This window comes from Escherichia sp. WS1152, from assembly GCF_046487665.1.
Classification (GTDB): domain Bacteria; phylum Pseudomonadota; class Gammaproteobacteria; order Enterobacterales; family Enterobacteriaceae; genus Escherichia; species Escherichia coli.
The window spans coordinates 21,494-43,377 of sequence record NZ_JBJQJA010000017.1; the positions used below are offsets into that span (position 1 = coordinate 21,494).

General features: G+C 51.1%; 23 protein-coding genes. 8 read left to right on the forward strand and 15 right to left on the reverse strand.

Annotated features, from left to right (window positions below; genetic code table 11):
* Nucleotides 1-141 precede the first annotated feature (141 nt).
* From ruvB to yobI, 3 genes are all read right to left on the reverse strand, one after another.
* On the reverse strand, nt 142-1,152 hold the full coding sequence (ruvB, locus tag ACJHW7_RS20290; protein WP_000568519.1) for a Holliday junction branch migration DNA helicase RuvB: 1,011 nt from the start codon (nt 1,150-1,152) through the stop codon (nt 142-144).
* Nucleotides 1,153-1,160: 8 nt separating this feature from the next.
* Complete coding sequence (ruvA, locus tag ACJHW7_RS20295) at nt 1,161-1,772, reverse strand: Holliday junction branch migration protein RuvA (protein ID WP_000580323.1); 612 nt, start codon at nt 1,770-1,772, stop codon at nt 1,161-1,163.
* Nucleotides 1,773-1,910: 138 nt separating this feature from the next.
* Nucleotides 1,911-1,976 carry a stress response small protein YobI gene (gene yobI, locus ACJHW7_RS20300; protein ID WP_001386853.1) on the reverse strand — a complete coding sequence of 22 codons (66 nt, stop codon included), beginning with the start codon at nt 1,974-1,976 and terminating at the stop codon, nt 1,911-1,913.
* 70 nt (nt 1,977-2,046) lie between these two features.
* Between yobI and ACJHW7_RS20305 the strand changes: the two genes are divergently transcribed.
* The gene (locus ACJHW7_RS20305) at nt 2,047-2,649 is read left to right on the forward strand and encodes a YebB family permuted papain-like enzyme (protein WP_001024930.1); all 603 of its coding nucleotides are present in this window, start codon (nt 2,047-2,049) and stop codon (nt 2,647-2,649) included.
* Nucleotide 2,650: 1 nt separating this feature from the next.
* Here ACJHW7_RS20305 and ruvC read toward each other — a convergent pair whose 3' ends face one another.
* From ruvC to aspS, 4 genes are read right to left on the reverse strand one after another with little or no spacing between them, the layout of a single operon-like run.
* Nucleotides 2,651-3,172: a crossover junction endodeoxyribonuclease RuvC gene (ruvC, locus tag ACJHW7_RS20310; RefSeq protein WP_001295503.1), complete on the reverse strand. Its 522-nt coding sequence runs from the start codon at nt 3,170-3,172 to the stop codon at nt 2,651-2,653.
* Between the two features lie 34 nt (nt 3,173-3,206).
* Entirely contained in the window at nt 3,207-3,947 is a 741-nt protein-coding gene (locus ACJHW7_RS20315) for a YebC/PmpR family DNA-binding transcriptional regulator (protein ID WP_000907234.1), read from the reverse strand.
* Nucleotides 3,948-3,975: 28 nt separating this feature from the next.
* Complete coding sequence (gene nudB / locus ACJHW7_RS20320; RefSeq protein ID WP_077221229.1) at nt 3,976-4,428, reverse strand: dihydroneopterin triphosphate diphosphatase; 453 nt, start codon at nt 4,426-4,428, stop codon at nt 3,976-3,978.
* Complete coding sequence (gene aspS / locus ACJHW7_RS20325; RefSeq protein ID WP_001258662.1) at nt 4,421-6,193, reverse strand: aspartate--tRNA ligase; 1,773 nt, start codon at nt 6,191-6,193, stop codon at nt 4,421-4,423. The genes nudB and aspS overlap by 8 nt, the downstream gene beginning before the upstream one ends.
* Before the next feature lie 309 nt (nt 6,194-6,502).
* Here aspS and ACJHW7_RS20330 point away from each other — a divergent pair, with 309 nt between their 5' ends.
* From ACJHW7_RS20330 to cmoB, 5 genes are read left to right on the forward strand one after another with little or no spacing between them, the layout of a single operon-like run.
* Nucleotides 6,503-7,069, forward strand: coding sequence for a hydrolase (locus tag ACJHW7_RS20330; protein WP_000891610.1), 567 nt, complete (start codon nt 6,503-6,505; stop codon nt 7,067-7,069).
* Nucleotides 7,066-7,884, forward strand: a complete 819-nt coding sequence (locus ACJHW7_RS20335) for a DUF72 domain-containing protein (protein ID WP_000639275.1) — start codon at nt 7,066-7,068, stop codon at nt 7,882-7,884. The genes ACJHW7_RS20330 and ACJHW7_RS20335 overlap by 4 nt, the downstream gene beginning before the upstream one ends.
* 52 nt (nt 7,885-7,936) lie before the next feature.
* A complete protein-coding gene (locus ACJHW7_RS20340) occupies nt 7,937-8,332 on the forward strand; it encodes an MAPEG family protein (RefSeq protein WP_000252979.1) in 396 nt (131 codons plus the stop codon).
* Nucleotides 8,333-8,372: 40 nt separating this feature from the next.
* Nucleotides 8,373-9,116, forward strand: coding sequence for a carboxy-S-adenosyl-L-methionine synthase CmoA (cmoA, locus tag ACJHW7_RS20345; protein WP_000019588.1), 744 nt, complete (start codon nt 8,373-8,375; stop codon nt 9,114-9,116).
* Nucleotides 9,113-10,084 carry a tRNA 5-methoxyuridine(34)/uridine 5-oxyacetic acid(34) synthase CmoB gene (cmoB, locus tag ACJHW7_RS20350; protein WP_000564745.1) on the forward strand — a complete coding sequence of 324 codons (972 nt, stop codon included), beginning with the start codon at nt 9,113-9,115 and terminating at the stop codon, nt 10,082-10,084. The genes cmoA and cmoB overlap by 4 nt, the downstream gene beginning before the upstream one ends.
* A gap of 164 nt (nt 10,085-10,248) precedes the next feature.
* Here cmoB and torZ read toward each other — a convergent pair whose 3' ends face one another.
* From torZ to ACJHW7_RS20370, 4 genes are all read right to left on the reverse strand, one after another.
* Entirely contained in the window at nt 10,249-12,678 is a 2,430-nt protein-coding gene (gene torZ / locus ACJHW7_RS20355; RefSeq protein WP_000176849.1) for a trimethylamine N-oxide reductase TorZ, read from the reverse strand.
* A 24-nt stretch (nt 12,679-12,702) separates the two neighbouring features.
* Nucleotides 12,703-13,803 carry a NapC/NirT family cytochrome c gene (locus ACJHW7_RS20360; RefSeq protein ID WP_001214298.1) on the reverse strand — a complete coding sequence of 367 codons (1,101 nt, stop codon included), beginning with the start codon at nt 13,801-13,803 and terminating at the stop codon, nt 12,703-12,705.
* 387 nt (nt 13,804-14,190) lie between these two features.
* Nucleotides 14,191-14,937, reverse strand: coding sequence for a copper homeostasis protein CutC (gene cutC, locus ACJHW7_RS20365; RefSeq protein ID WP_001185742.1), 747 nt, complete (start codon nt 14,935-14,937; stop codon nt 14,191-14,193).
* A 13-nt stretch (nt 14,938-14,950) separates the two neighbouring features.
* Entirely contained in the window at nt 14,951-15,517 is a 567-nt protein-coding gene (locus ACJHW7_RS20370) for a VOC family protein (RefSeq protein ID WP_001326063.1), read from the reverse strand.
* Nucleotides 15,518-15,732: 215 nt separating this feature from the next.
* Between ACJHW7_RS20370 and argS the strand changes: the two genes are divergently transcribed.
* Complete coding sequence (gene argS / locus ACJHW7_RS20375; protein ID WP_001025326.1) at nt 15,733-17,466, forward strand: arginine--tRNA ligase; 1,734 nt, start codon at nt 15,733-15,735, stop codon at nt 17,464-17,466.
* Between the two features lie 41 nt (nt 17,467-17,507).
* Here the strand turns inward: argS and yecV are convergent, their stop codons facing one another.
* A complete protein-coding gene (yecV, locus tag ACJHW7_RS20380; protein ID WP_211180499.1) occupies nt 17,508-17,552 on the reverse strand; it encodes a protein YecV in 45 nt (14 codons plus the stop codon).
* 90 nt (nt 17,553-17,642) lie between these two features.
* Between yecV and ACJHW7_RS20385 the strand changes: the two genes are divergently transcribed.
* Nucleotides 17,643-18,131: a lysozyme inhibitor LprI family protein gene (locus ACJHW7_RS20385; protein ID WP_001315683.1), complete on the forward strand. Its 489-nt coding sequence runs from the start codon at nt 17,643-17,645 to the stop codon at nt 18,129-18,131.
* A gap of 119 nt (nt 18,132-18,250) precedes the next feature.
* On the opposite strand, the gene flhe is transcribed toward ACJHW7_RS20385, so the two are convergent.
* The 3 genes from flhe to flhB are packed head-to-tail and all read right to left on the reverse strand — an operon-like array spanning nt 18,251 to nt 21,862.
* Nucleotides 18,251-18,643 (reverse strand): flagellar protein FlhE, encoded by a 393-nt coding sequence (gene flhe, locus ACJHW7_RS20390; protein ID WP_001259583.1) that lies wholly within the window; start codon nt 18,641-18,643, stop codon nt 18,251-18,253.
* A complete protein-coding gene (gene flhA / locus ACJHW7_RS20395) occupies nt 18,643-20,721 on the reverse strand; it encodes a flagellar biosynthesis protein FlhA (protein WP_000066983.1) in 2,079 nt (692 codons plus the stop codon). The genes flhe and flhA overlap by 1 nt, the downstream gene beginning before the upstream one ends.
* Complete coding sequence (gene flhB, locus ACJHW7_RS20400) at nt 20,714-21,862, reverse strand: flagellar biosynthesis protein FlhB (RefSeq protein WP_029402381.1); 1,149 nt, start codon at nt 21,860-21,862, stop codon at nt 20,714-20,716. The genes flhA and flhB overlap by 8 nt, the downstream gene beginning before the upstream one ends.
* Nucleotides 21,863-21,884 lie beyond the last annotated feature (22 nt).

Consider the following 21,884-nt stretch of genomic DNA (forward strand, 5'->3'; position numbering starts at 1 on the left):
CGCTGAACACATTTGTCGGATGCGGCGCGAGCGCCTTATCCGACCTACGGTTCGCTATCTCTGGCTGGCCTGATAAGACGCGAACAGTGTCGCATCAGACACACTGCCAGTGTCGGATGCGGCGCGAGCGACCAATCCGACTTACGGCATTTCTGGCGGCGTTATGCCAAAGTGATTCCACGCCCGCGTCGTCGCCATACGCCCACGCGGTGTACGCTGCAAAAAGCCTTGCTGAATCAAATAAGGTTCCAGCACATCCTCAATGGTTTCACGTTCTTCGCCAATGGCTGCCGCAAGGTTATCCAGACCTACCGGCCCACCAAAGAACTTATCGATTACCGCCAGCAATAACTTGCGGTCCATATAATCGAAACCTTCAGCATCGACATTCAACATATCCAACGCCTGAGCAGCGATATCTGCCGAGATGGTGCCATCGTGCTTCACTTCGGCGAAATCACGCACTCGACGCAGCAGACGGTTGGCAATGCGCGGCGTACCGCGAGCTCGACGAGCAACTTCCAGCGCGCCGTCATCACTCATCTCAAGCCCCATAAAGCGTGCGCTGCGACTGACGATATATTGCAGATCCGGCACCTGATAAAACTCCAGACGCTGCACAATACCAAAACGATCGCGCAACGGTGATGTCAGCGAACCTGCGCGCGTGGTTGCACCAATCAGGGTAAACGGCGGCAAATCAATTTTAATGGAGCGTGCCGCCGGACCTTCACCAATCATGATATCCAGTTGGTAGTCTTCCATTGCCGGATACAACACCTCTTCCACCACTGGCGAAAGACGGTGGATCTCATCAATAAACAACACGTCATGCGGTTCAAGGTTAGTGAGCATCGCTGCCAGATCGCCCGCCTTTTCCAGCACCGGACCAGAAGTCGTGCGTAAATTAACGCCCATTTCATTGGCGACGATGTTGGCAAGCGTAGTTTTACCCAACCCCGGAGGACCGAAAATCAACAGATGATCGAGGGCATCGCCGCGCAGTTTCGCTGCTTTGATGAAAATCTCCATCTGTGAACGAACCTGCGGCTGACCAACATACTCTTCCAGTAATTTAGGGCGAATGGCGCGATCTGCCACATCTTCCGGCAAAGTGGTACCGGCAGAAATCAGACGGTCTGCTTCAATCATCCTTTACCTCATAACGCGGCGCGTAGGGCTTCGCGAATTAATGTTTCACTGCTGGCGTCAGGGCGAGCGATTTTGCTCACCATGCGGCTTGCCTCTTGTGGTTTATAGCCCAGCGCCACCAGCGCGGCAACTGCTTCTTGTTCAGCATCGTCGGTCGCCGGGCTGGCAGGTGATGTGAGTACCAGGTCGGCGGCTGGCGTAAAGAGATCGCCATGCAAACCTTTAAATCGGTCTTTCATTTCAACAATCAAGCGTTCGGCGGTTTTTTTGCCAATACCCGGCAGTTTCACCAGCGCCCCCACTTCTTCACGCTCAACGGCATTAACGAACTGCTGCGCTGACATTCCGGAGAGGATCGCCAGCGCCAACTTCGGGCCGACGCCGTTGGTTTTGATCAACTCTTTGAACAATGTGCGCTCTTGTTTATTGTTAAAACCGTACAGCAGTTGCGCGTCTTCACGCACCACAAAGTGGGTGAAAACGATCGCTTCCTGACCCGCTTCAGGGAGTTCATAAAAACAGGTCATCGGCATATGCACTTCATAGCCTACGCCGCCCACTTCAATTAACACCAGCGGGGGTTGTTTTTCAATGATGATGCCTCTGAGTCTGCCTATCACATGACGCTCCTGCGTAATGAATCAAAGATAATGCTGTATGATAAAAAAATGCTGGATAGATATCCAGCGAAGGATGAAGAAAACTTGCGAGGTGTCCCGATGATCTGAAAAATGGCAGAGTATAATTTATTCAACAGGTTATATTGGAAGCAAATATTTGAATATTACATATTCAGTGAAGAAATGCGTAATAAAAATATACATTGCGACTCCTGAAAAAATAAATTTTTTATGCTATTACGTATATTCGTATCGATTTCAATGGAATGACAACGTGAATATTAATTACCCTGCTGAATATGAAATTGGAGATATCGTCTTTACATGTATAGGTGCTGCCTTATTTGGTCAAATATCAGCTGCATCAAATTGCTGGAGTAATCACGTCGGGATCATTATCGGTCATAACGGTGAAGACTTCCTGGTTGCAGAAAGCCGGGTTCCCCTTTCAACCATCACCACGCTATCTCGTTTTATTAAACGTTCGTCTAATCAACGCTATGCTATAAAGCGATTAGACGCTGGGCTGACAGAACAACAAAAACAACGAATTGTTGAACAGGTTCCTTCCCGGCTACGCAAACTTTACCACACGGGTTTTAAATACGAATCTTCCCGCCAGTTCTGTTCAAAATTTGTCTTTGATATTTATAAAGAGGCGCTATGTATTCCGGTGGGTGAAATAGAGACGTTTGGACAACTGTTAAATAGCAATCCGAATGCAAAACTCACTTTCTGGAAATTCTGGTTCTTAGGTTCTATTCCGTGGGAGCGTAAAACCGTCACGCCAGCCAGTTTGTGGCATCATCCGGGTTTGGTGTTGATTCACGCGGAGGGAGTTGAAACGCCTCAGCCTGAACTGACCGAGGCGGTATAACTTAACGCAGTCGCCCTCTCGCCAGGTTCAGCCGCGATTCGCTCATCTGCATCGCATTCTGACTGACGTGACAATGGGTAATCGCGATAGCTAACGCATCGGCGGCATCCGCCTGTGGATTAGCGGGCAGTTTCAGCAAGGTGCGGACCATATGCTGCACCTGGCTTTTTTCGGCACTACCAATACCTACCACCGTTTGCTTTACCTGACGTGCCGCGTATTCAAATACCGGCAATTCCTGATTCACCGCCGCAACAATCGCCACGCCGCGCGCCTGGCCCAGTTTCAGGGCTGAGTCAGCGTTCTTCGCCATAAAGACTTGTTCAATGGCGAAATAATCAGGCTGGAACTGGGTGATGATTTCCGTCACGCCCGCATAGATGAGCTTCAGACGAGACGGTAAATCATCCACTTTGGTGCGTATGCATCCGCTACCCAGGTAGGACAGTTGCCTGCCTACCTGGCGAATTACGCCATAGCCGGTCACGCGCGAACCCGGATCAATGCCGAGAATAATAGCCATCACGCGTCTCCGTTTTGCTGTTTAGCAGGCCTCATCAGAGAGTCGCTGCGACCTCATCAGAGATTTCACCGTTATGGTAAACTTCCTGCACGTCGTCGCAATCTTCCAGCATATCGATCAGACGCATCAGTTTCGGTGCGGTTTCTGCATCCATATCAGCTTTGGTGGACGGGATCATGGAAACTTCCGCGCTGTCTGCTTTCAGACCTGCCGCTTCCAGAGCGTCGCGCACTTTACCCATTTCTTCCCATGCAGTGTAGACATCAATCGCGCCGTCATCATAGGTCACAACGTCTTCAGCACCTGCTTCCAGAGCTGCTTCCATGATGGTGTCTTCATCGCCTTTCTCGAAGGAGATCACGCCTTTTTTGCTGAACAGATAGGCTACGGAACCATCTGTACCGAGGTTACCGCCACATTTGCTGAATGCATGACGCACTTCAGCAACGGTACGGTTGCGGTTGTCAGACAGACATTCAATCATGATTGCCGTGCCGCCAGGACCGTAACCTTCGTAGATGATGGTTTCCATGTTTGCATCATCATCACCGCCCACACCACGTGCAATTGCGCGGTTCAGTGTGTCGCGGGTCATGTTGTTAGACAGTGCTTTATCAATTGCTGCACGCAGACGCGGGTTAGCGTCCGGATCGCCACCGCCCAGCTTAGCCGCGGTTACCAGCTCACGAATGATTTTAGTGAAGATTTTACCGCGCTTTGCATCCTGCGCAGCTTTACGATGTCTGGTGTTGGCCCATTTACTATGACCTGCCATAAAAATATCTCCAGATAGCCCTGCCTGTTCAGGCAGCGTTAATTACAAACTGTTCAATCGCCTGCCGGTTGCTCCAGGACTTAGTGAGCGCCGCCGCAGCAGGCGCATCAAGCCACTTGTAAGCCAGATGTTCAGTGAAAACGATCTGCCGCTCGTGTGGGAGCGCAAGACAGAACCATGATTCCGTATTACGCGTCACGCCCGGCGCATAGCGATGACGTAAATGTGAAAAAATTTCAAACTCTACCGTGCGCTGACAGTCAATTAAGGTCAGTTGTTCAGCGACAACATCAATGGTGACCTCTTCCTTTACTTCGCGCACGGCAGCTTGCGGCGCGGTTTCCCCCTCTTCCACGCTGCCGGTTACCGACTGCCAGAAATCGGGATCGTCACGCCGCTGCAACATCAGCACCCGTTTCGTATCTTGTGCGTAGATGACCACTAAGATCGAAACGGGACGCTTATAAGCCATATCAGTTATTCTCAGCCTTCTTCACAACCTGAATGCTCAGCTCAGCCAGTGCAGTCGGGTTAGCAAAGCTCGGTGCTTCAGTCATCAGACACGCTGCCGCCGTGGTTTTCGGGAAGGCAATAACGTCACGGATATTGTCGGTGCCGGTCAGCAGCATGGTCAGACGGTCAAGACCGAATGCCAGACCTGCGTGCGGCGGAGTACCGTATTTCAGAGCGTCGAGCAGGAAGCCGAATTTCTCGCGCTGTTCCTCTTCGTTGATACCCAGAATACCAAACACCGTCTGCTGCATATCACCATTATGGATACGTACTGAACCACCGCCCACTTCGTAACCATTGATGACCATATCGTAAGCGTTCGCCACCGCATTTTCCGGTGCAGCTTTCAGTTCTGCAGCAGTCATGTCTTTCGGTGAGGTGAACGGATGGTGCATTGCCGTCAGGCCGCCTTCACCGTCGTCTTCAAACATCGGGAAGTCGATAACCCACAGCGGTGCCCATTTGCTTTCGTCGGTCAGACCAAGGTCTTTACCCACTTTCAGGCGCAGTGCGCCCATCGCGTCGGCAACAATTTTCTTGTTGTCGGCACCGAAGAAAATCATATCGCCATCTTGCGCGGCAGTACGATCCAGGATGGCTTCGATGATTTCTGCATTAAGGAACTTCGCTACCGGGCTGTTGATACCTTCCAGACCTTTCGCGCGTTCGTTAACTTTGATGTAAGCCAGACCTTTCGCGCCGTAGATTTTAACGAAGTTACCGTATTCGTCGATCTGCTTACGGGTCAGCGATGCGCCGCCCGGAACGCGCAGAGCGGCAACGCGACCTTTCGGATCGTTCGCCGGACCTGCAAATACTGCAAACTCAACAGATTTCAGCAGATCAGCAACGTCGGTCAGTTCCATCGGGTTACGCAGATCCGGTTTATCAGAACCATAACGGCGTTCTGCTTCCGCAAAGGTCATTACCGGGAAATCGCCCAGATCCACGCCCTTCACTTCCAGCCACAAATGACGCACCAGCGCTTCCATCACTTCACGCACTTGCGGCGCGGTCATGAAAGAAGTTTCCACATCGATCTGAGTAAATTCAGGCTGACGATCAGCGCGCAGGTCTTCGTCACGGAAGCATTTAACGATCTGATAGTAACGGTCAAAACCGGACATCATCAGCAGCTGTTTGAACAACTGTGGGGATTGCGGCAGTGCGTAGAATTTACCTTTGTGCACACGAGAAGGCACCAGGTAGTCACGCGCGCCTTCCGGCGTGGCTTTGGTCAGCATCGGAGTTTCGATGTCGAGGAAGCCGTGGTCATCCATAAAACGGCGCACCAGGCTGGTGATTTTAGCGCGGGTTTTCAGGCGCTGCGCCATTTCCGGGCGACGCAGGTCGAGGTAGCGGTATTTCAGACGCGCTTCTTCGGTGTTGACGTGGTTAGAGTCAAGCGGCAGAACATCTGCGCGGTTGATGATAGTCAGCGAGGACGCCAGCACTTCAATTTCGCCGGTCGCCATATCGCGGTTAATATTTTTTTCGTCACGCGCACGTACGGTGCCCGTAACCTGAATGCAGAACTCATTACGCAGTTCAGAGGCCAGCTTTAACGCGTCCGCACGATCCGGATCGAAAAATACCTGCACGATACCTTCGCGGTCGCGCATATCGATGAAGATCAGGCTACCAAGATCACGACGACGGTTGACCCAACCACACAGAGTCACCTGCTGCCCCACGTGGGACAAACGGAGCTGTCCACAATATTCTGTACGCATGAGATATCCCTTAACTTAGCTGCCGGCGGATGCCCCCTGCTGCGCAGGTGACCAAGTCGCAGCGTTAGCTGTATGTCACAACTGAATGAAAAAAGGCGGCTATTATACTGGAAATTCTGCCGCACCGTAAGAGCCTGGCCCGCGCTGGAACGCCTCGTTACCACTTTATATCGGGCCTGAAATCAGACTCTACGCCAGTTTGCTATAAAGGTGTTGCCCGAACTCATAAAAATTAACAAAATTTGTCGTTCCGCCATCGGCTAATCGCATTAAGGTGTGAGGCACGATTTTGTTTTTTCAGGAGTCAGCATGCTTGAACTTAATGCTAAAACCACTGCGTTGGTGGTGATCGATTTACAAGAAGGCATCTTACCTTTTGCCGGTGGTCCACATACTGCCGATGAGGTAGTTAATCGCGCCGGGAAGCTGGCGGCGAAATTTCGCGCCAGCGGTCAGCCCGTGTTTCTGGTGCGCGTTGGCTGGTCTGCCGATCACGCCGAAGCATTAAAACAGCCGGTTGATGCCCCCTCCCCCGCTAAAGTGTTGCCCGAAAACTGGTGGCAACATCCAGCTGCATTAGGTGCAACTGACAGTGATATCGAAATCATCAAACGTCAGTGGGGTGCGTTTTACGGTACGGATCTGGAGTTGCAACTGCGCCGCCGAGGTATCGATACAATAGTGTTATGTGGGATCTCGACCAATATCGGTGTTGAATCCACCGCCCGCAATGCCTGGGAACTTGGCTTTAATCTGGTGATTGCCGAAGACGCCTGTAGTGCCGCCAGCGCCGAGCAGCACAATAACAGCATCAACCATATCTACCCACGCATCGCCCGTGTGCGTAGCGTGGAAGAGATCCTTCACGCGTTATGATTTACATCGGTCTACCGCAATGGTCGCATCCTAAATGGGTGCGGTTGGGAATCACCAGCCTTGAAGAGTATGCCCGCCACTTTAACTGCGTGGAGGGCAACACCACGCTTTACGCCCTGCCGAAACCCGAGGTTGTCCTGCGCTGGCGTGAACAGACCACAGATGACTTCCGCTTCTGTTTTAAGTTTCCGGCGACCATTTCGCATCAGGCAGCATTACGACATTGCGATGATTTAGTGACTGAATTTTTGACCCGCATGTCACCGTTGGCTCCGCGCATTGGGCAATACTGGCTGCAACTGCCTGCCACATTCGGCCCACGGGAGCTGCCTGCGCTTTGGCATTTTCTCGATTCTCTCCCTGGCGAATTTAATTATGGTGTGGAAGTCCGCCATCCACAGTTTTTCGCCAAAGGGGAAGAGGAACAAACGCTTAATCGCGGTTTACATCAGCGCGGCGTTAATCGGGTGATTTTAGACAGCCGCCCGGTTCATGCAGCACGTCCACACAGTGAAGCTATTCGCGACGCTCAACGAAAAAAACCTAAAGTTCCGGTACATGCTGTACTGACGGCGACAAATCCGCTGATCCGTTTTATCGGTAGTGATGATATGACGCAAAACCGGGAATTATTTCAGGTCTGGTTACAAAAATTAGTGCAGTGGCATCAGACCACTACGCCTTATCTTTTTTTACATACGCCAGACATTGCCCAGGCCCCGGAACTGGTACATACCCTGTGGGAAGACTTACGTAAAACGCTTCCAGAGATCGGAGCAGTTCCGGCTATTCCACAGCAATCTTCTCTTTTCTGAATTTGCCACCTATCATAGACAGGTGCCATCGGCCATTTTAAAGGGAGTTTGTATGGTAAGCGCGCTGTATGCCGTTTTAAGTGCGTTGTTATTAATGAAGTTCTCTTTTGATGTCGTTCGCTTGCGTTTGCAGTACCGCGTTGCCTATGGTGACGGTGGTTTTAGCGAACTGCAAAGCGCTATTCGCATTCATGGTAACGCGGTGGAATATATTCCCATCGCGATTGTGCTGATGCTGTTTATGGAAATGAATGGCGCAGAAACCTGGATGGTGCATATTTGCGGCATCGTTTTGCTTGCTGGTCGTCTGATGCATTATTACGGTTTTCATCACCGTCTGTTCCGCTGGCGACGTTCCGGCATGAGCGCCACCTGGTGTGCGCTGTTGCTGATGGTGCTGGCGAATCTTTGGTATATGCCCTGGGAGTTGGTTTTCTCCCTGCGTTAGCGCACAATACGCCACTTTCTTTTTCCCGGATTTTTACGTTATGTCTCACCGCGACACGCTATTTTCTGCCCCTATCGCCAGACTGGGCGACTGGACCTTTGATGAACGGGTAGCTGAAGTCTTCCCGGATATGATCCAGCGTTCCGTTCCCGGCTATTCCAATATTATTTCCATGATTGGTATGTTAGCCGAGCGCTTCGTTCAACCTGGTACGCAGGTTTACGATCTGGGTTGTTCTCTGGGCGCGGCGACGCTCTCGGTGCGTCGCAACATTCATCATGATAATTGCAAAATTATTGCCATCGACAACTCCCCGGCGATGATTGAACGCTGCCGTCGTCATATTGACGCCTATAAAGCCCCTACGCCAGTAGACGTCATTGAAGGTGATATTCGCGATATCGCCATTGAAAACGCATCGATGGTGGTGCTGAATTTTACCCTGCAATTCCTGGAACCTTCCGAGCGCCAGGCATTACTGGATAAAATTTATCAAGGACTGAACCCGGGCGGCGCGCTGGTGCTTTCGGAAAAATTCAGTTTCGAAGATGCCAAAGTTGGTGAACTGTTGTTCAACATGCACCACGACTTTAAACGTGCCAACGGTTACAGCGAACTGGAGATCAGCCAGAAGCGCAGCATGCTGGAAAACGTGATGCTGACCGATTCCGTGGAAACCCATAAAGCACGCCTGCATAAAGCCGGTTTTGAGCATAGCGAGCTGTGGTTCCAGTGCTTTAACTTTGGTTCACTGGTGGCATTAAAAGCAGAGGACGCTGCATGATCGACTTTGGTAACTTTTATTCTCTGATTGCCAAAAATCATCTTTCACACTGGCTCGAAACGCTGCCCGCGCAGATTGCTAACTGGCAGCGCGAGCAGCAGCACGGGCTGTTTAAGCAGTGGTCCAACGCGGTGGAATTTCTGCCTGAAATTAAACCGTATCGTCTGGATTTATTGCATAGCGTAACCGCCGAAAGCGAAGAGCCACTGAGCACCGGGCAAATTAAACGCATTGAAACGCTTATGCGGAACCTGATGCCATGGCGCAAAGGGCCGTTCTCACTGTATGGCGTCAACATCGATACCGAATGGCGTTCCGACTGGAAATGGGATCGTGTTCTGCCCCATCTTTCTGATTTAACCGGACGCACCATTCTGGATGTCGGCTGCGGCAGCGGTTATCACATGTGGCGCATGATTGGCGCAGGCGCGCACCTCGCGGTGGGGATCGACCCTACGCAACTGTTTCTGTGCCAGTTTGAAGCGGTGCGTAAACTACTGGGTAACGATCAGCGCGCACATTTGTTACCGTTAGGTATTGAACAGCTTCCGGCACTGAAAGCCTTTGATACCGTCTTTTCGATGGGCGTGCTTTACCATCGCCGTTCGCCGCTGGAGCATCTCTGGCAGTTGAAAGATCAACTGGTGAATGAGGGTGAACTGGTGCTGGAAACGCTGGTTATTGATGGCGATGAGAACACGGTGCTGGTACCAGGCGATCGTTACGCGCAAATGCGTAATGTCTATTTCATCCCTTCCGCGCTGGCGCTGAAAAACTGGCTGAAGAAGTGTGGTTTTGTAGATATCCGCATTGTGGATGTGTGCGTTACCACTACTGAAGAGCAGCGACGCACTGAATGGATGGTTACCGAATCTCTGTCCGATTTCCTCGACCCACATGATCCGAGTAAGACAGTTGAAGGTTATCCTGCGCCTAAACGCGCGGTGCTGATTGCGCGCAAGCCGTAAAGGTCTGGTATTACTGCCGGATGCGGCTTGAATGCCTTATCCGGCCTACAAACCCTTGCTAATTCAATCTATTGCAGGGACTATGTAGGCCTGATAAGCATAGCGCATCAGGCAGTTTTACGTTTGCATAACCTCAGCGCCCGTTTCCGGGCGCTATTCACTTCTTATGCCTGAATAGCTGGCTGATCAAACGCCGTTAACTTCGGCGCATTGCCCGTATATTTTTCGATATACACCAGCGCAGAGTTACCGGCACAGGCATTTGCCAGCTGCGAGCTGGGGATATCCGCCGTTAACACGTTCGCACTGCCGTTTTTACACAAGCCATTTTCCAGATCTGGCCATGCACCTTCATGCACGCATACCACGCCTTTTTTGATCCCGTCAGTCACCACCGCGCCTGTCAGAATCTGACCACGTTTGTTCCACACACGCACCAGATCACCATTCGCAATACCAAAGCGAGCAGCATCTTCGGTGTGAATAGTGATTGGTTCACGATCTGCAACCGCATATTTTTTACGCAGTTCCGCATAGTTAAGCTGACTATGTAAACGGTGTGCCGGATGTGCGGTCAGAAGCTGCAACTGCTTCTCGTCGGCGGTACCCTTCCACTCATCAGGCGCAAGCCAGGTTGGGTGTGCCGGGCAATCCTTATAGCCAAATTTTTCCAGCGTTTTGGAGTAAATCTCAATTTTGCCGCTTGGCGTACCCAGCGCATTTTTCACCGGATCGGCGCGGAAATCAGCATAACGAACGTACTGTTCGTTCTTCTCGCTGCGGCGCATTTCGATCAGTTTATTTTGCTGCCAGAAGGCATTAAACATCGGCATAGTCACGCGTTGCGCACGAGCACCTTTCTGAGCGGCATCATAGAAAAATTTCAGCCACGCCATTTCATCTTTACCTTCGGTATAGATCTCTTTTCCGCCAGGTTTCAGTAATTCAGCAAGATCGGCAAATACGTCAAAATCGTTACGCGCTTCAAATTGCGGAGCAACAGCCTGCTTCATCGGCACAATATGCTGGTTGCTGTAATCACCGGTCATCGTCAAGTCATTGCGCTCAAACGATGTGGTGATCGGTAATACGATATCTGCATGTTTAGCAGCTGCGGTCCAGTAGCATTCAGAAACGACGATCATCTCCGGTTTCTGCCATGCTTTGATCAGACGATTAGTATCCTGGTGATGGGTAAAGTTACCGCCACCCGCCCACCAGATCATTTTGATATTCGGATACGTTTGTTCTTTACCGTTATGCTGATATTTGCCACCAGGATTTTCCAGCGCATCGACGATACGGGCAACAGGAATCGCCGTCATTCCGCCATCATCAGCGGCCTCGCTGGCCTGTCCGGCAATCGCCGCAGACATTTCCGGCAGCACGCCGCCAACACGCGTCGGATTGCCACCGTTGGAGTAATGATAAGAGAAACCAAAACCGCCGCCCGGTGTACCAATCTGCCCTAACATCGCCGCCAGCGTCACCAGCATCCAGTGTTTCTGTTCACCATATTGCTGGCGCTGAATTCCCCAGCCAGCCATCAGCATTGTGCGATTCGCCGCCATCAGTTCAGCGAGTTTGACTATCTGCGCTTCCGGTACGCCAGTAATTTCCGCCGCCCAGGCCGCGCTCTTCGGAGTATTATCGCTCTTACCTGTCAGATACTCTTCAAACTGCGGATACCCGGTGGTGTATTTTTCAAGGAACACTTTATCGTGTTTACCTTGTGTCATCAGGGTATGCGCAATCCCTAACATCAGTGCCACGTCGGTGCCCATATTCGGCGCGATCCAGGTGGCATTATCACCAAAGAACTCGATGGTTTCGGAGCGGATAGGATCAATGGCAATCACTGGTTTGCCAGATTTTTTCAGCTGATGGAAGTATTCCAGCCCTTGCTCATCGGTACTGCTCCAGGCAATTTTTAAGGTATTCAGCGGGTTCATCCCCCACAGCACCACAGCCTGGCTGTTTTCCAGAATCAGCGGCCAGGAGGTCTGCTGTTCATACACCTCTACAGAACCGACCACATGCGGCATGATCACCTGTGCTGCCCCGGTTGAATAATCGCCGCTATGCCCGGAATAACCGCCCGCCAGGTTCATATAACGTTGCAGTAAGGTTTGCGCTTTATGCAACACGCCAGAAGAGCGCCAGCCGTATGATCCGGCAAAAATAGCCGATGGTCCGTTAGCTTTGCGAATGCGATCGTGTTGCTCATGAATCAGTTTTAATGCTTGCTCCCAGCTCACCTGTACATAAGTATCTTCGCCACGACCTTTCGCCGGTTGCAGTGGATTATCGAGATAGCTTTTTCTTACCATCGGATGCTGAATACGTGCCGTGGTGTGTACCTGATCCGCCGCCGTAGACTGTAAGGAGTTCGGTATGGTTTTCGCCAGCGCGCCTGTCGAAGAAACAATCTTGCCGTCCTTCACTTCTACGCTCATCGCTCCCCAACGGCCCGCGGTGAGGATTTTACCGCCCTTCTCTTCTGCCCATGCGGGTAGCGGTGCTGCCGATGTCACCACCAGCGCCCCAGCGGCAATACCGCTGTGTTTAATAAATTCACGTCTTGTTAATGTCATAACTTCCTCCCTGATCAACGAGGATCACTGTTTCTCGGTAATATCTTTGGCGTTGTACTGGAAGTACCGCGTCAAAATGTCCAGTTCGTTTTCGCTCATGCTGGTTCGCGCACCCATTCCTTTGGCAATGGACGGCCATGCATTGACGGTGTAATGGTCAGCGGCAATAGGCGCATGGCAACCAGCGCAATAGGTATCGTCAAGTTTTTCAGCGTATTGCCATAGCGGTTTACGGTCCGCTAATGCGGGATCGGTAAGCGCACCCTGTAAAGACGCCTGACGCCATTGATTGCCGTATTCGTCAGCCTGCCATTCCCCGTTTACCGTGAGCGCCTTGATACCTTCTTCACTTAATGTGGCTAGCGCCAGCCGTTGACCTGCCGCCAGGTAGAGCGTGTTTTCACTGCCCTGCATTTGATAACCCTGCAACAGAACGATCGGCTGTTTGCCACTGGCATCAACGACGGTGAGATCGGCACCAGGATTCACGGTAGCCAGCTCGCCTATGCGAGAAGTTTTGAAAGGATAAATATGTGCGCCATTAGTCACTGAAGTAGCGGCCTGACTTTCCAGCTCATGCGCCGCGTTGTCATCCATTTTTATTTCTGGCGGAAAATGGGCAATGCCTTTATGACAATCGATACAGGTTTCGCCGCCCTTTTGTGCTTTGTTATGCATTTTCTGCGCAGATTCACTTTGCGAGGCAATATCCATGGCATCAAAAGAATGGCAACTACGGCACGTTGCAGAGTCAGTTGCTTTTAATTCTTTCCATACTGTTTCGGCCATTTCCTGGCGATGAGTTTCGAACTTATCGTCACTGTCTATTTTGCCGCTAACAAATTCATGATAAATATCTTTAGATGCTTTTAATTTAGCAAATAAATAATCCATCCCTGACTTTGGAATATGGCAATCGGCACATTCCGCACGTATCCCTTTCTGGTTCGAAAAGTGGACAGTTCCCTGATATTCCTCAAAAGGTTTACTCATCGAGTGGCAGGAAAGGCAAAATGCTGTATCCGACGTTTTATGTAAGGCTTTTTGCGCCAGCAATAACCCGCCGCCACCAACCACAACCGCTATCAGCAAAAACAATAACCCAATGCGTTTTTTCCCTCGCATAGATTCCTCTAAATAAATTCCAGAACACCGAAATCATTGTATAATTAAATACACAACGAATTAACCACTTGCATAACTCGGCACAACACTGCCTGAAATAATCGATAAAGAATATGATTTATTACAATGTAATCATTAATTGCTAAGGAATAACCCAGTTGCTATTTAGAATATATATTTATCAGTTTTAGCAATTTAAATCCCATAATCAATGTGAATATAAAAAATATTATTAGCACAACGCTATGTTCACTGTCACCCGCTCAACAGATCACGGTTATCGTTCGTTTTTTATACTGCTCAGGGATAAAAAAAGGCCCCTGTTGAAATTGCAGGGGCCTGGTACGAGCAAGCATCATATTGGGCGACATGATGCAACGGTAAAAATCATTTGGCCTGATGGCGTTCAATGATTCCTTTCATTTCAGCAACCGCCGCCCCGTCTACGATATAACGCGAATACTCGTCCGCGTGTTCATCTGATGACATGGACAATCCTTGATTACGATAACGCATCGGTGAGGCTTGCCACGCTCCCGCGGAGCTATGGACTTCCAGCACTCCGGCATCGAGGAAGTGGTGCAGGTTTTCTGCACGGACTCCTGCTCCGGCCATAATGATTGGAGCATCACGATGGGCAATAAGTTCCATAATTTTTGATAAACCTTGCAGTGAGTCTGATTTTTGCCCTGATGTCAGTACCCGGGCAATGCCCAATTCCGCAAGATTATTGAGTGTATATAAAGGGTTAGCGCACATATCGAAGGCGCGATGAAAAGTCACTGCCAGCGGACCGGCAGCAGCCATTATTTTTTCCATTCGTGGCATATCGACATTCCCGTCAACATCGAGAACGCCCGTCACCAGTCCAGGAAAACCTAATTCGCGGACCGTGCGCACATCCTCAAGAATGGCGGCAAACTCACCGTCGCTGTAGCAAAAATCACCACCGCGTGGGCGAATTATCGGATGCACAGGGATCGTCACCCGCTGGCGCACGGATTTCAGTACCCCCAACGACGGCGTTAAGCCCCCCTCTTTTGGGGCTGCGCATAATTCAACTCTGTCTGCGCCGTTTTGCTGCGCCGTTAGTGCACATTCCATGCTGTAACAGCAAATTTCCAGTAATGCCATTTTTGCTCCTTAATTACGCTGACTGCTCGCTGGCAACGATCTCTTCAATGGACCACGGATGAAACTTAATAGTTGTTTTGCCATCGGTGACCGCCAGCGTCGGATTCGGTAATCGCTCATGCTCACCTTTTGGTGAACTGGTTTTAACTGAGATCCCCGGTAGGCTGAGTCCTTCATCAGAAAGCAAAGCCAGCGCACGGGCATTCAGCGTTTCTGGATCACCCGGCAGAACGATTTCAATATGTTCCCAACCTTCGTGTGGGTAACGTTTTTCCCCGGGCCACGGTAGCTCCACAATAGAAAACTGCCAGTGCGCAACCTGTACCGGTTCATGCAATTTAAACAGACAAATCGGTCTGCCATTGATCATATTTTCTGACAAAAGCTCGCCACACTGTTCAAACCCGCGACGCCAGCGCTCAGCGGTGACGTTTTGATGGCAACGCAAAGAAATGTGATCGGCAGTCAGCGGAGTGATATTCAACCCCAGACGGCGGGAAAGTTCATCTAATGCGTGGGTAAATCGCGGTAAATCCGATGCAATATCCTGCAGCTCATCGATAGATTGCCAGTTCGCCATAATCACTCTTCGTCTTTCAGTAAAAGCGTTAATTTACCCTGTTGCCCTGTGTCAACCAACCGCTGATTTCACGCCGCTTCTGATGCAATAGTGAAAACGGCAATACGCCACGCGCACGTTGCTGACGAAAACAGCCATTTGCAGTATACTCCCGCCCTAATTTCTTTAACTGGTGCGGGCAATTTTTGCTCGCTTCATCAATGTAAGGTATTCCGGTGAATATTCAGGCTCTTCTCTCAGAAAAAGTCCGTCAGGCCATGATTGCGGCAGGCGCGCCTGCGGATTGCGAACCGCAGGTTCGTCAGTCAGCAAAAGTTCAGTTCGGCGACTATCAGGCTAACGGCATGATGGCAGTTGCTAAAAAACTGGGTATGGCACCGCGACAATTAGCAGAGCAGGTGCTGACTCATCTGGATCTTAACGGTATCGCCAGCAAAGTTGAGATCGCCGGTCCAGGCTTTATCAACATTTTCCTTGATCCGGCATTCCTGGCTGAACATGTTCAGCAGGCGCTGGCGTCCGATCGTCTCGGTGTTGCTACGCCAGAAAAACAGACCATTGTGGTTGACTACTCTGCGCCAAACGTGGCGAAAGAGATGCACGTCGGTCACCTGCGCTCTACCATTATTGGTGACGCAGCAGTGCGTACTCTGGAGTTCCTCGGTCACAAAGTGATTCGCGCAAACCACGTCGGCGACTGGGGCACTCAGTTCGGTATGCTGATTGCATGGCTGGAAAAGCAGCAGCAGGAAAACGCCGGTGAAATGGAGCTGGCTGACCTTGAAGGTTTCTACCGCGATGCGAAAAAGCATTACGACGAAGATGAAGAGTTTGCCGAGCGTGCACGTAACTACGTGGTAAAACTGCAAAGCGGTGACGAATATTTCCGCGAGATGTGGCGCAAACTGGTCGACATCACCATGACGCAGAACCAGATCACCTACGATCGTCTCAACGTGACGCTGACCCGTGATGACGTGATGGGCGAAAGCCTCTACAACCCGATGCTGCCAGGAATTGTGGCGGATCTCAAAGCCAAAGGTCTGGCAGTAGAAAGCGAAGGGGCGACCGTCGTATTCCTTGATGAGTTTAAAAACAAGGAAGGCGAACCGATGGGCGTGATCATTCAGAAGAAAGATGGCGGCTATCTCTACACCACCACTGATATCGCCTGTGCGAAATATCGTTATGAAACACTGCATGCCGATCGCGTGCTATATTACATCGACTCCCGTCAGCATCAACACCTGATGCAGGCATGGGCGATCGTCCGTAAAGCAGGCTATGTACCGGAATCCGTACCGCTGGAACACCACATGTTCGGCATGATGCTGGGTAAAGACGGCAAACCGTTCAAAACCCGCGCGGGTGGTACAGTGAAACTGGCCGATCTGCTGGATGAAGCCCTGGAACGTGCACGCCGTCTGGTGGCAGAAAAGAACCCGGATATGCCAGCTGACGAGCTGGAAAAACTGGCTAACGCGGTTGGTATTGGTGCGGTGAAATATGCGGATCTCTCCAAAAACCGCACCACAGACTACATCTTCGACTGGGACAACATGCTGGCGTTTGAGGGTAATACCGCGCCATACATGCAGTATGCTTACACGCGTGTATTGTCCGTGTTCCGTAAGGCAGAAATTAACGAAGAGCAACTGGCTGCAGCTCCGGTAATCATCCGTGAAGATCGTGAAGCGCAACTGGCAGCTCGCCTGCTGCAGTTTGAAGAAACCCTCACCGTGGTTGCCCGTGAAGGCACGCCGCATGTGATGTGTGCTTACCTGTACGATCTGGCTGGTCTGTTCTCTGGCTTCTACGAGCACTGCCCGATCCTCAGCGCAGAAAACGAAGAAGTGCGTAACAGCCGTCTGAAACTGGCACAACTGACAGCGAAGACGCTAAAGCTGGGTCTGGATACGCTGGGTATTGAGACAGTAGAGCGTATGTAATCGATTTTTCGTGAGAGTAAAGCCTGATCAGGGTTACCTGATCAGGCTTTTTTATTGCCATCTAAATGTATTCTGAAAATGGACATGCCATTGTTTTCTGACTGTTGGATAAGAGGCCAGAAGCGTAATATCCGGCCCCAGGGAAACGATAACGGTTGAATTTAAGGAATACCGCAGTGTTTAAATTTCTTGTATTAACATTAGGCATTATCTCTTGCCAGGCTTACGCAGAAGATACGGTTATAGTAAACGACCATGACATTTCAGCCATCAAAGATTGTTGGCAAAAAAATTCAGATGATGATACTGACATTAACGTGATCAAATCATGCCTGCGACAAGAATACAATCTCGTCGATGCGCAATTAAATAAAGCCTATGGTGAAGCTTATCGTTATATAGAACAAGTGCCACGCACAGGTGTAAAAAAACCTGATACCGAACAACTTAACTTGCTTAAAAAATCACAGCGAGCCTGGCTGGATTTTAGGGACAAAGAATGTGAATTAATCCTTTCAAATGAGGACGTTCAGGATTTAAGTGACCCTTATTCTGAATCAGAATGGCTCTCATGTATGATCATACAGACCAATACGCGAACTCGCCAGTTGCAGCTATACCATAACTCTGAAGATTTTTATCCAAGCCCTTTGACAAGAGGATAATTCACATCTTTTTGGCATGTTTTGTTGCAAGCTATTCCTGATAAATAATTGCAACAAGACATCGAGCCTTTTTCACTGAGTTATTAAACATACTCGCGAGCGCGTAATTTTTTTGTCCTTCAGCGATAATTCACAATCACTTCATTACGTTGTACCTTTAGCGGTGGAATTAACCGCCCACCGCCTGGCACTTCCCAGATAAATCGCAACGGTTCTGCTGCCGCTATACCGGAAAAGGCCACGGTGGTTCCGCTCTGCCCCTCTAATTCGACACAACGAGATTGCGAACACAAGCGAACCCGCAGTCCTGAAGGTGTCGGGCCGATAAGCTGATAACGCCACGCTACCAGCGTCATCAATCCTGAAGCAGGTTGTCGCGTAGAAAGAGGCGCAGACGACATCGACTCACCGCGATGATTTAGCGTAATTCCTACACTACTTGCCTGCCACATCCCCTCCCCGGCGGCTTGCACCAGCAGCGGAAACAATAATATTGCTAATAAGGTTCTCATTATTTGCCGCCAATTGTCGCCGTCATGCGGATATGTCGGTTATCAGACAGTTCCAGATTCGACAGGACCACTAACTGCGGCAAGCTGCGGCGCAGGAAGCGAGACAATAATGGTCGCAGCGCGTGGTTCACCAACAATACTGGCGGCGCACCCAGCATCTCCTGACGGGATAGCGCTTCCTGAGTTTGCGCCAGTAAACGATCCGCCAGCCCTGGCTCCAGTCCTCCCCCGCCCTGCAGCGCCTGTAGTAACAAACGTTCCAGCGGTGTATCGAGGCCAATAACATGGACTTCATCTTTGCCAGGAAACCACTGCTGGGTAATCGCCCGTCCCAACGCCACGCGCACGACGGCGGTTAATTCATGTGGATCGCTTTGGATGGGCGCATGTTCCGCCAGCGTTTCGAGAATGGTGCGCATATCGCGAATCGGTACTTTTTCATCGAGGAGATTTTGCAGCACTTTATGCAGTGTGGTGAGCGTGACGACGCCAGGAACGAGATCTTCCGTCAGCTTTGGCATCTCCTGGGCGACGCGATCCAACAGCTGTTGCGCCTCCTGACGACCAAACAGCTCTGCGGCATGCTGGCTAATGAGGTGGTTAAGATGCGTTGCTACCACCGTGCTGGCCTCAACCACTGTGTACCCCTGAATCTGCGCCTGTTCTTTTAGCGCACTTTCAATCCAGATAGCATTCAGGCCAAATGCCGGATCGACGGTCGCCTCACCAGGTAACGTCCCGGCAGCGGTTCCAGGGTTAATCGCCAGCCAGCGCCCCGGATAAGCATCACCACTGCCAATCTCCACGCCTTTCATCAAAATGCGATAGCGGGCAGGTTGCAGATCCATATTGTCGCGAATGTGCACCACTGGCGGCAGAAATCCCATCTCCTGGGCAAATTTCTTGCGGATACTGCGTATACGGCCCAACAACTCACCATCCTGCTGGAAATCGACCATCGGGATCAGTCGATAACCCACTTCCATTCCCAGAGAATCTTCCAGTTGTACATCGTTCCACGTCGCTTCGACAACGGTATTATTCTCTGCCATTTTTACCGGTTTGGGTTCGGCAGGCGCTTTTTGTTCGCGTCCGCGTATCCACCAGGCCAGCCCCAGCAATCCGGCAGTGAACAGCAAAAATACCAGGTTCGGCATTCCAGGCACCAGGCCGAGTAAACCGAGCACGGCGGCGCTTAACAACATAACGCTTGGGTTACTGAAAAGCTGATTCACCATCTGCTCGCCAACATCCTGATCGGTGCTGACACGCGTAACGATGACCCCCGCGGCGGTAGAAATCACCAGCGCTGGAATTTGTGCCACCAGACCGTCGCCAATGGTCAATAGCGTATAACTTTCCGCCGCGTGTCCCATGCTCATGCCATGTTGCAGCACGCCGACCAGCAACCCGCCGACAACGTTAATGACCATGATGAGGATCCCGGCGATGGCATCGCCGCGAACAAACTTACTTGCCCCGTCCATTGAGCCGTAAAAATCGGCTTCCTGAGTCACTTCGGAGCGGCGTTTTTTCGCCTCATCTTCACCAATCAATCCAGCGTTAAGGTCGGCGTCAATCGCCATCTGCTTACCCGGCATACCATCGAGAACAAAGCGCGCACCCACTTCTGCGATACGCCCGGCACCTTTGGTAATGACCATAAAGTTGATGATCACGAGAATGACAAACACCACGATACCGATAGCGAAATTGCCACCAACGAGGAAGTGACCGAATGCTTCGACCACCTTCCCAGCCGCCGCCGCGCCGGTATGCCCTTCCATCAAAATGATACGGGTTGAAGCCACGTTAAGTGCCAGACGCAACAACGTAGTAAACAACAGAATGGTCGGAAACGCAGCAAACTCAAGCGTGCGCTGGGTAAACATCGCCACCAGCAACACCATGATCGACAAGGCAATATTGAAGGTAAACAACAGGTCGAGTATGAATGCGGGCAGTGGCAGCACCATCATCGACAAGATCAACAGGATCAAAATCGGTCCGGCAAGGATCTGCCATTGTGTCGATTTCAGGTTTGCGGGCAGGCGCAGCATCGCGGCCAGATTACTCATGGGTCGGTTTCTCGTTAATAAAATCCAGGGCTTCCGGCACCGGAAGATGAGTAGGTTGTACAGGGCGCTGTCCACCAGCCAGACGCCAGCGTTTCAGTTGCCAGACCCAGGCCAGCACTTCCGCCACCGCGGCGTACAGTTGACCCGGGATTTGTTGACCAATCTCCGCATGTCGATACAGCGCTCGCGCCAGCGGCGGCGCTTCAAGCGTCGGGACGTTATTTTCAGCGCCAATTTCACGAATGCGCAGCGCGACCAGCCCTGCACCTTTAGCGACCACTTTCGGTGCGCTCATTTTGTTTTCGTCATACTGCAACGCTACCGAATAGTGGGTCGGGTTATTGACAATGACATCCGCTTTCGGCACATCGGCCATCATCCGACGCCGTGCAGCAGCTCGCTGCATCTGACGGATCCGCCCTTTAACATGAGGGTCACCTTCGCTTTGTTTGAACTCATCACGAATATCCTGCCGTGACATACGCAGCTTTTTCAGGTGGCTGAATATTTGGAAAAAGACGTCAAATCCCACCATTGGATTGACACCAAGCACCACCAGCAGTGCGCATAGCCCTACCAAATCCATCGCATTACCCATGGCGGTAATCGGAGACTCGGCCATCAAGCGCATCATCTGCGGCCAGTGATGCCAGAGAAAAAACCCCGTCACGCTGCCAACCAGGATGGTTTTCAAAATTGCTTTAAGCAACTCCGCGCCAGTCTGAGCCGAGAACATCCGTTTAATGCCCGGTAGCGGGTTGAGTTTGGAAAACTTCGGCTGCAAGGATTTGCCGCTAAATACCAGCCCTCCCAGCATGACCGGAGAAATGAGCGCCACCAGCACCACGCCGCTAATCAGCGGCAGCAGCGCCAGCATGGCTTCTCTGATCAGCAGAATAATCTGCCCGAGGATCAGATTCGGGTCATTGATAATACTGTGATCAAAATGCAGCCCAGCGGAGAGCATGCCCGACAATCGACGGGCCAGCGACACACCGCCAAACCAGATAACACTAACGCCCACCAGCAAAATCAGCAGTGAGGTCAGTTCACGGGAACGCGGGATTTGCCCCTCTTCCCGCGCTTTTTCTAGTCGGTGAGGTGTGGGGGCTTCTGTTTTGTCGTCGCTCTCGTCAGACACGTCGCCAATCCTGGAAAGAGTA

What these genes read in the sequence shown, in the direction of transcription:
- ruvB (WP_000568519.1), bottom strand. Translation starts at nt 1,152, where the DNA reads ATGATTGAAGCAGACCGTCTGATTTCTGCCGGTACCACTTTGCCGGAA.
- ruvC (WP_001295503.1), bottom strand. Translation starts at nt 3,172, where the DNA reads ATGGCTATTATTCTCGGCATTGATCCGGGTTCGCGCGTGACCGGCTAT.
- ACJHW7_RS20315 (WP_000907234.1), bottom strand. Translation starts at nt 3,947, where the DNA reads ATGGCAGGTCATAGTAAATGGGCCAACACCAGACATCGTAAAGCTGCG.
- aspS (WP_001258662.1), bottom strand. Translation starts at nt 6,193, where the DNA reads ATGCGTACAGAATATTGTGGACAGCTCCGTTTGTCCCACGTGGGGCAG.
- ACJHW7_RS20330 (WP_000891610.1), top strand. Translation starts at nt 6,503, where the DNA reads ATGCTTGAACTTAATGCTAAAACCACTGCGTTGGTGGTGATCGATTTA.
- ACJHW7_RS20335 (WP_000639275.1), top strand. Translation starts at nt 7,066, where the DNA reads ATGATTTACATCGGTCTACCGCAATGGTCGCATCCTAAATGGGTGCGG.
- ACJHW7_RS20340 (WP_000252979.1), top strand. Translation starts at nt 7,937, where the DNA reads ATGGTAAGCGCGCTGTATGCCGTTTTAAGTGCGTTGTTATTAATGAAG.
- cmoA (WP_000019588.1), top strand. Translation starts at nt 8,373, where the DNA reads ATGTCTCACCGCGACACGCTATTTTCTGCCCCTATCGCCAGACTGGGC.
- cmoB (WP_000564745.1), top strand. Translation starts at nt 9,113, where the DNA reads ATGATCGACTTTGGTAACTTTTATTCTCTGATTGCCAAAAATCATCTT.
- torZ (WP_000176849.1), bottom strand. Translation starts at nt 12,678, where the DNA reads ATGACATTAACAAGACGTGAATTTATTAAACACAGCGGTATTGCCGCT.
- ACJHW7_RS20360 (WP_001214298.1), bottom strand. Translation starts at nt 13,803, where the DNA reads ATGCGAGGGAAAAAACGCATTGGGTTATTGTTTTTGCTGATAGCGGTT.
- cutC (WP_001185742.1), bottom strand. Translation starts at nt 14,937, where the DNA reads ATGGCATTACTGGAAATTTGCTGTTACAGCATGGAATGTGCACTAACG.
- ACJHW7_RS20370 (WP_001326063.1), bottom strand. Translation starts at nt 15,517, where the DNA reads ATGGCGAACTGGCAATCTATCGATGAGCTGCAGGATATTGCATCGGAT.
- flhe (WP_001259583.1), bottom strand. Translation starts at nt 18,643, where the DNA reads ATGAGAACCTTATTAGCAATATTATTGTTTCCGCTGCTGGTGCAAGCC.
- flhA (WP_000066983.1), bottom strand. Translation starts at nt 20,721, where the DNA reads ATGAGTAATCTGGCCGCGATGCTGCGCCTGCCCGCAAACCTGAAATCG.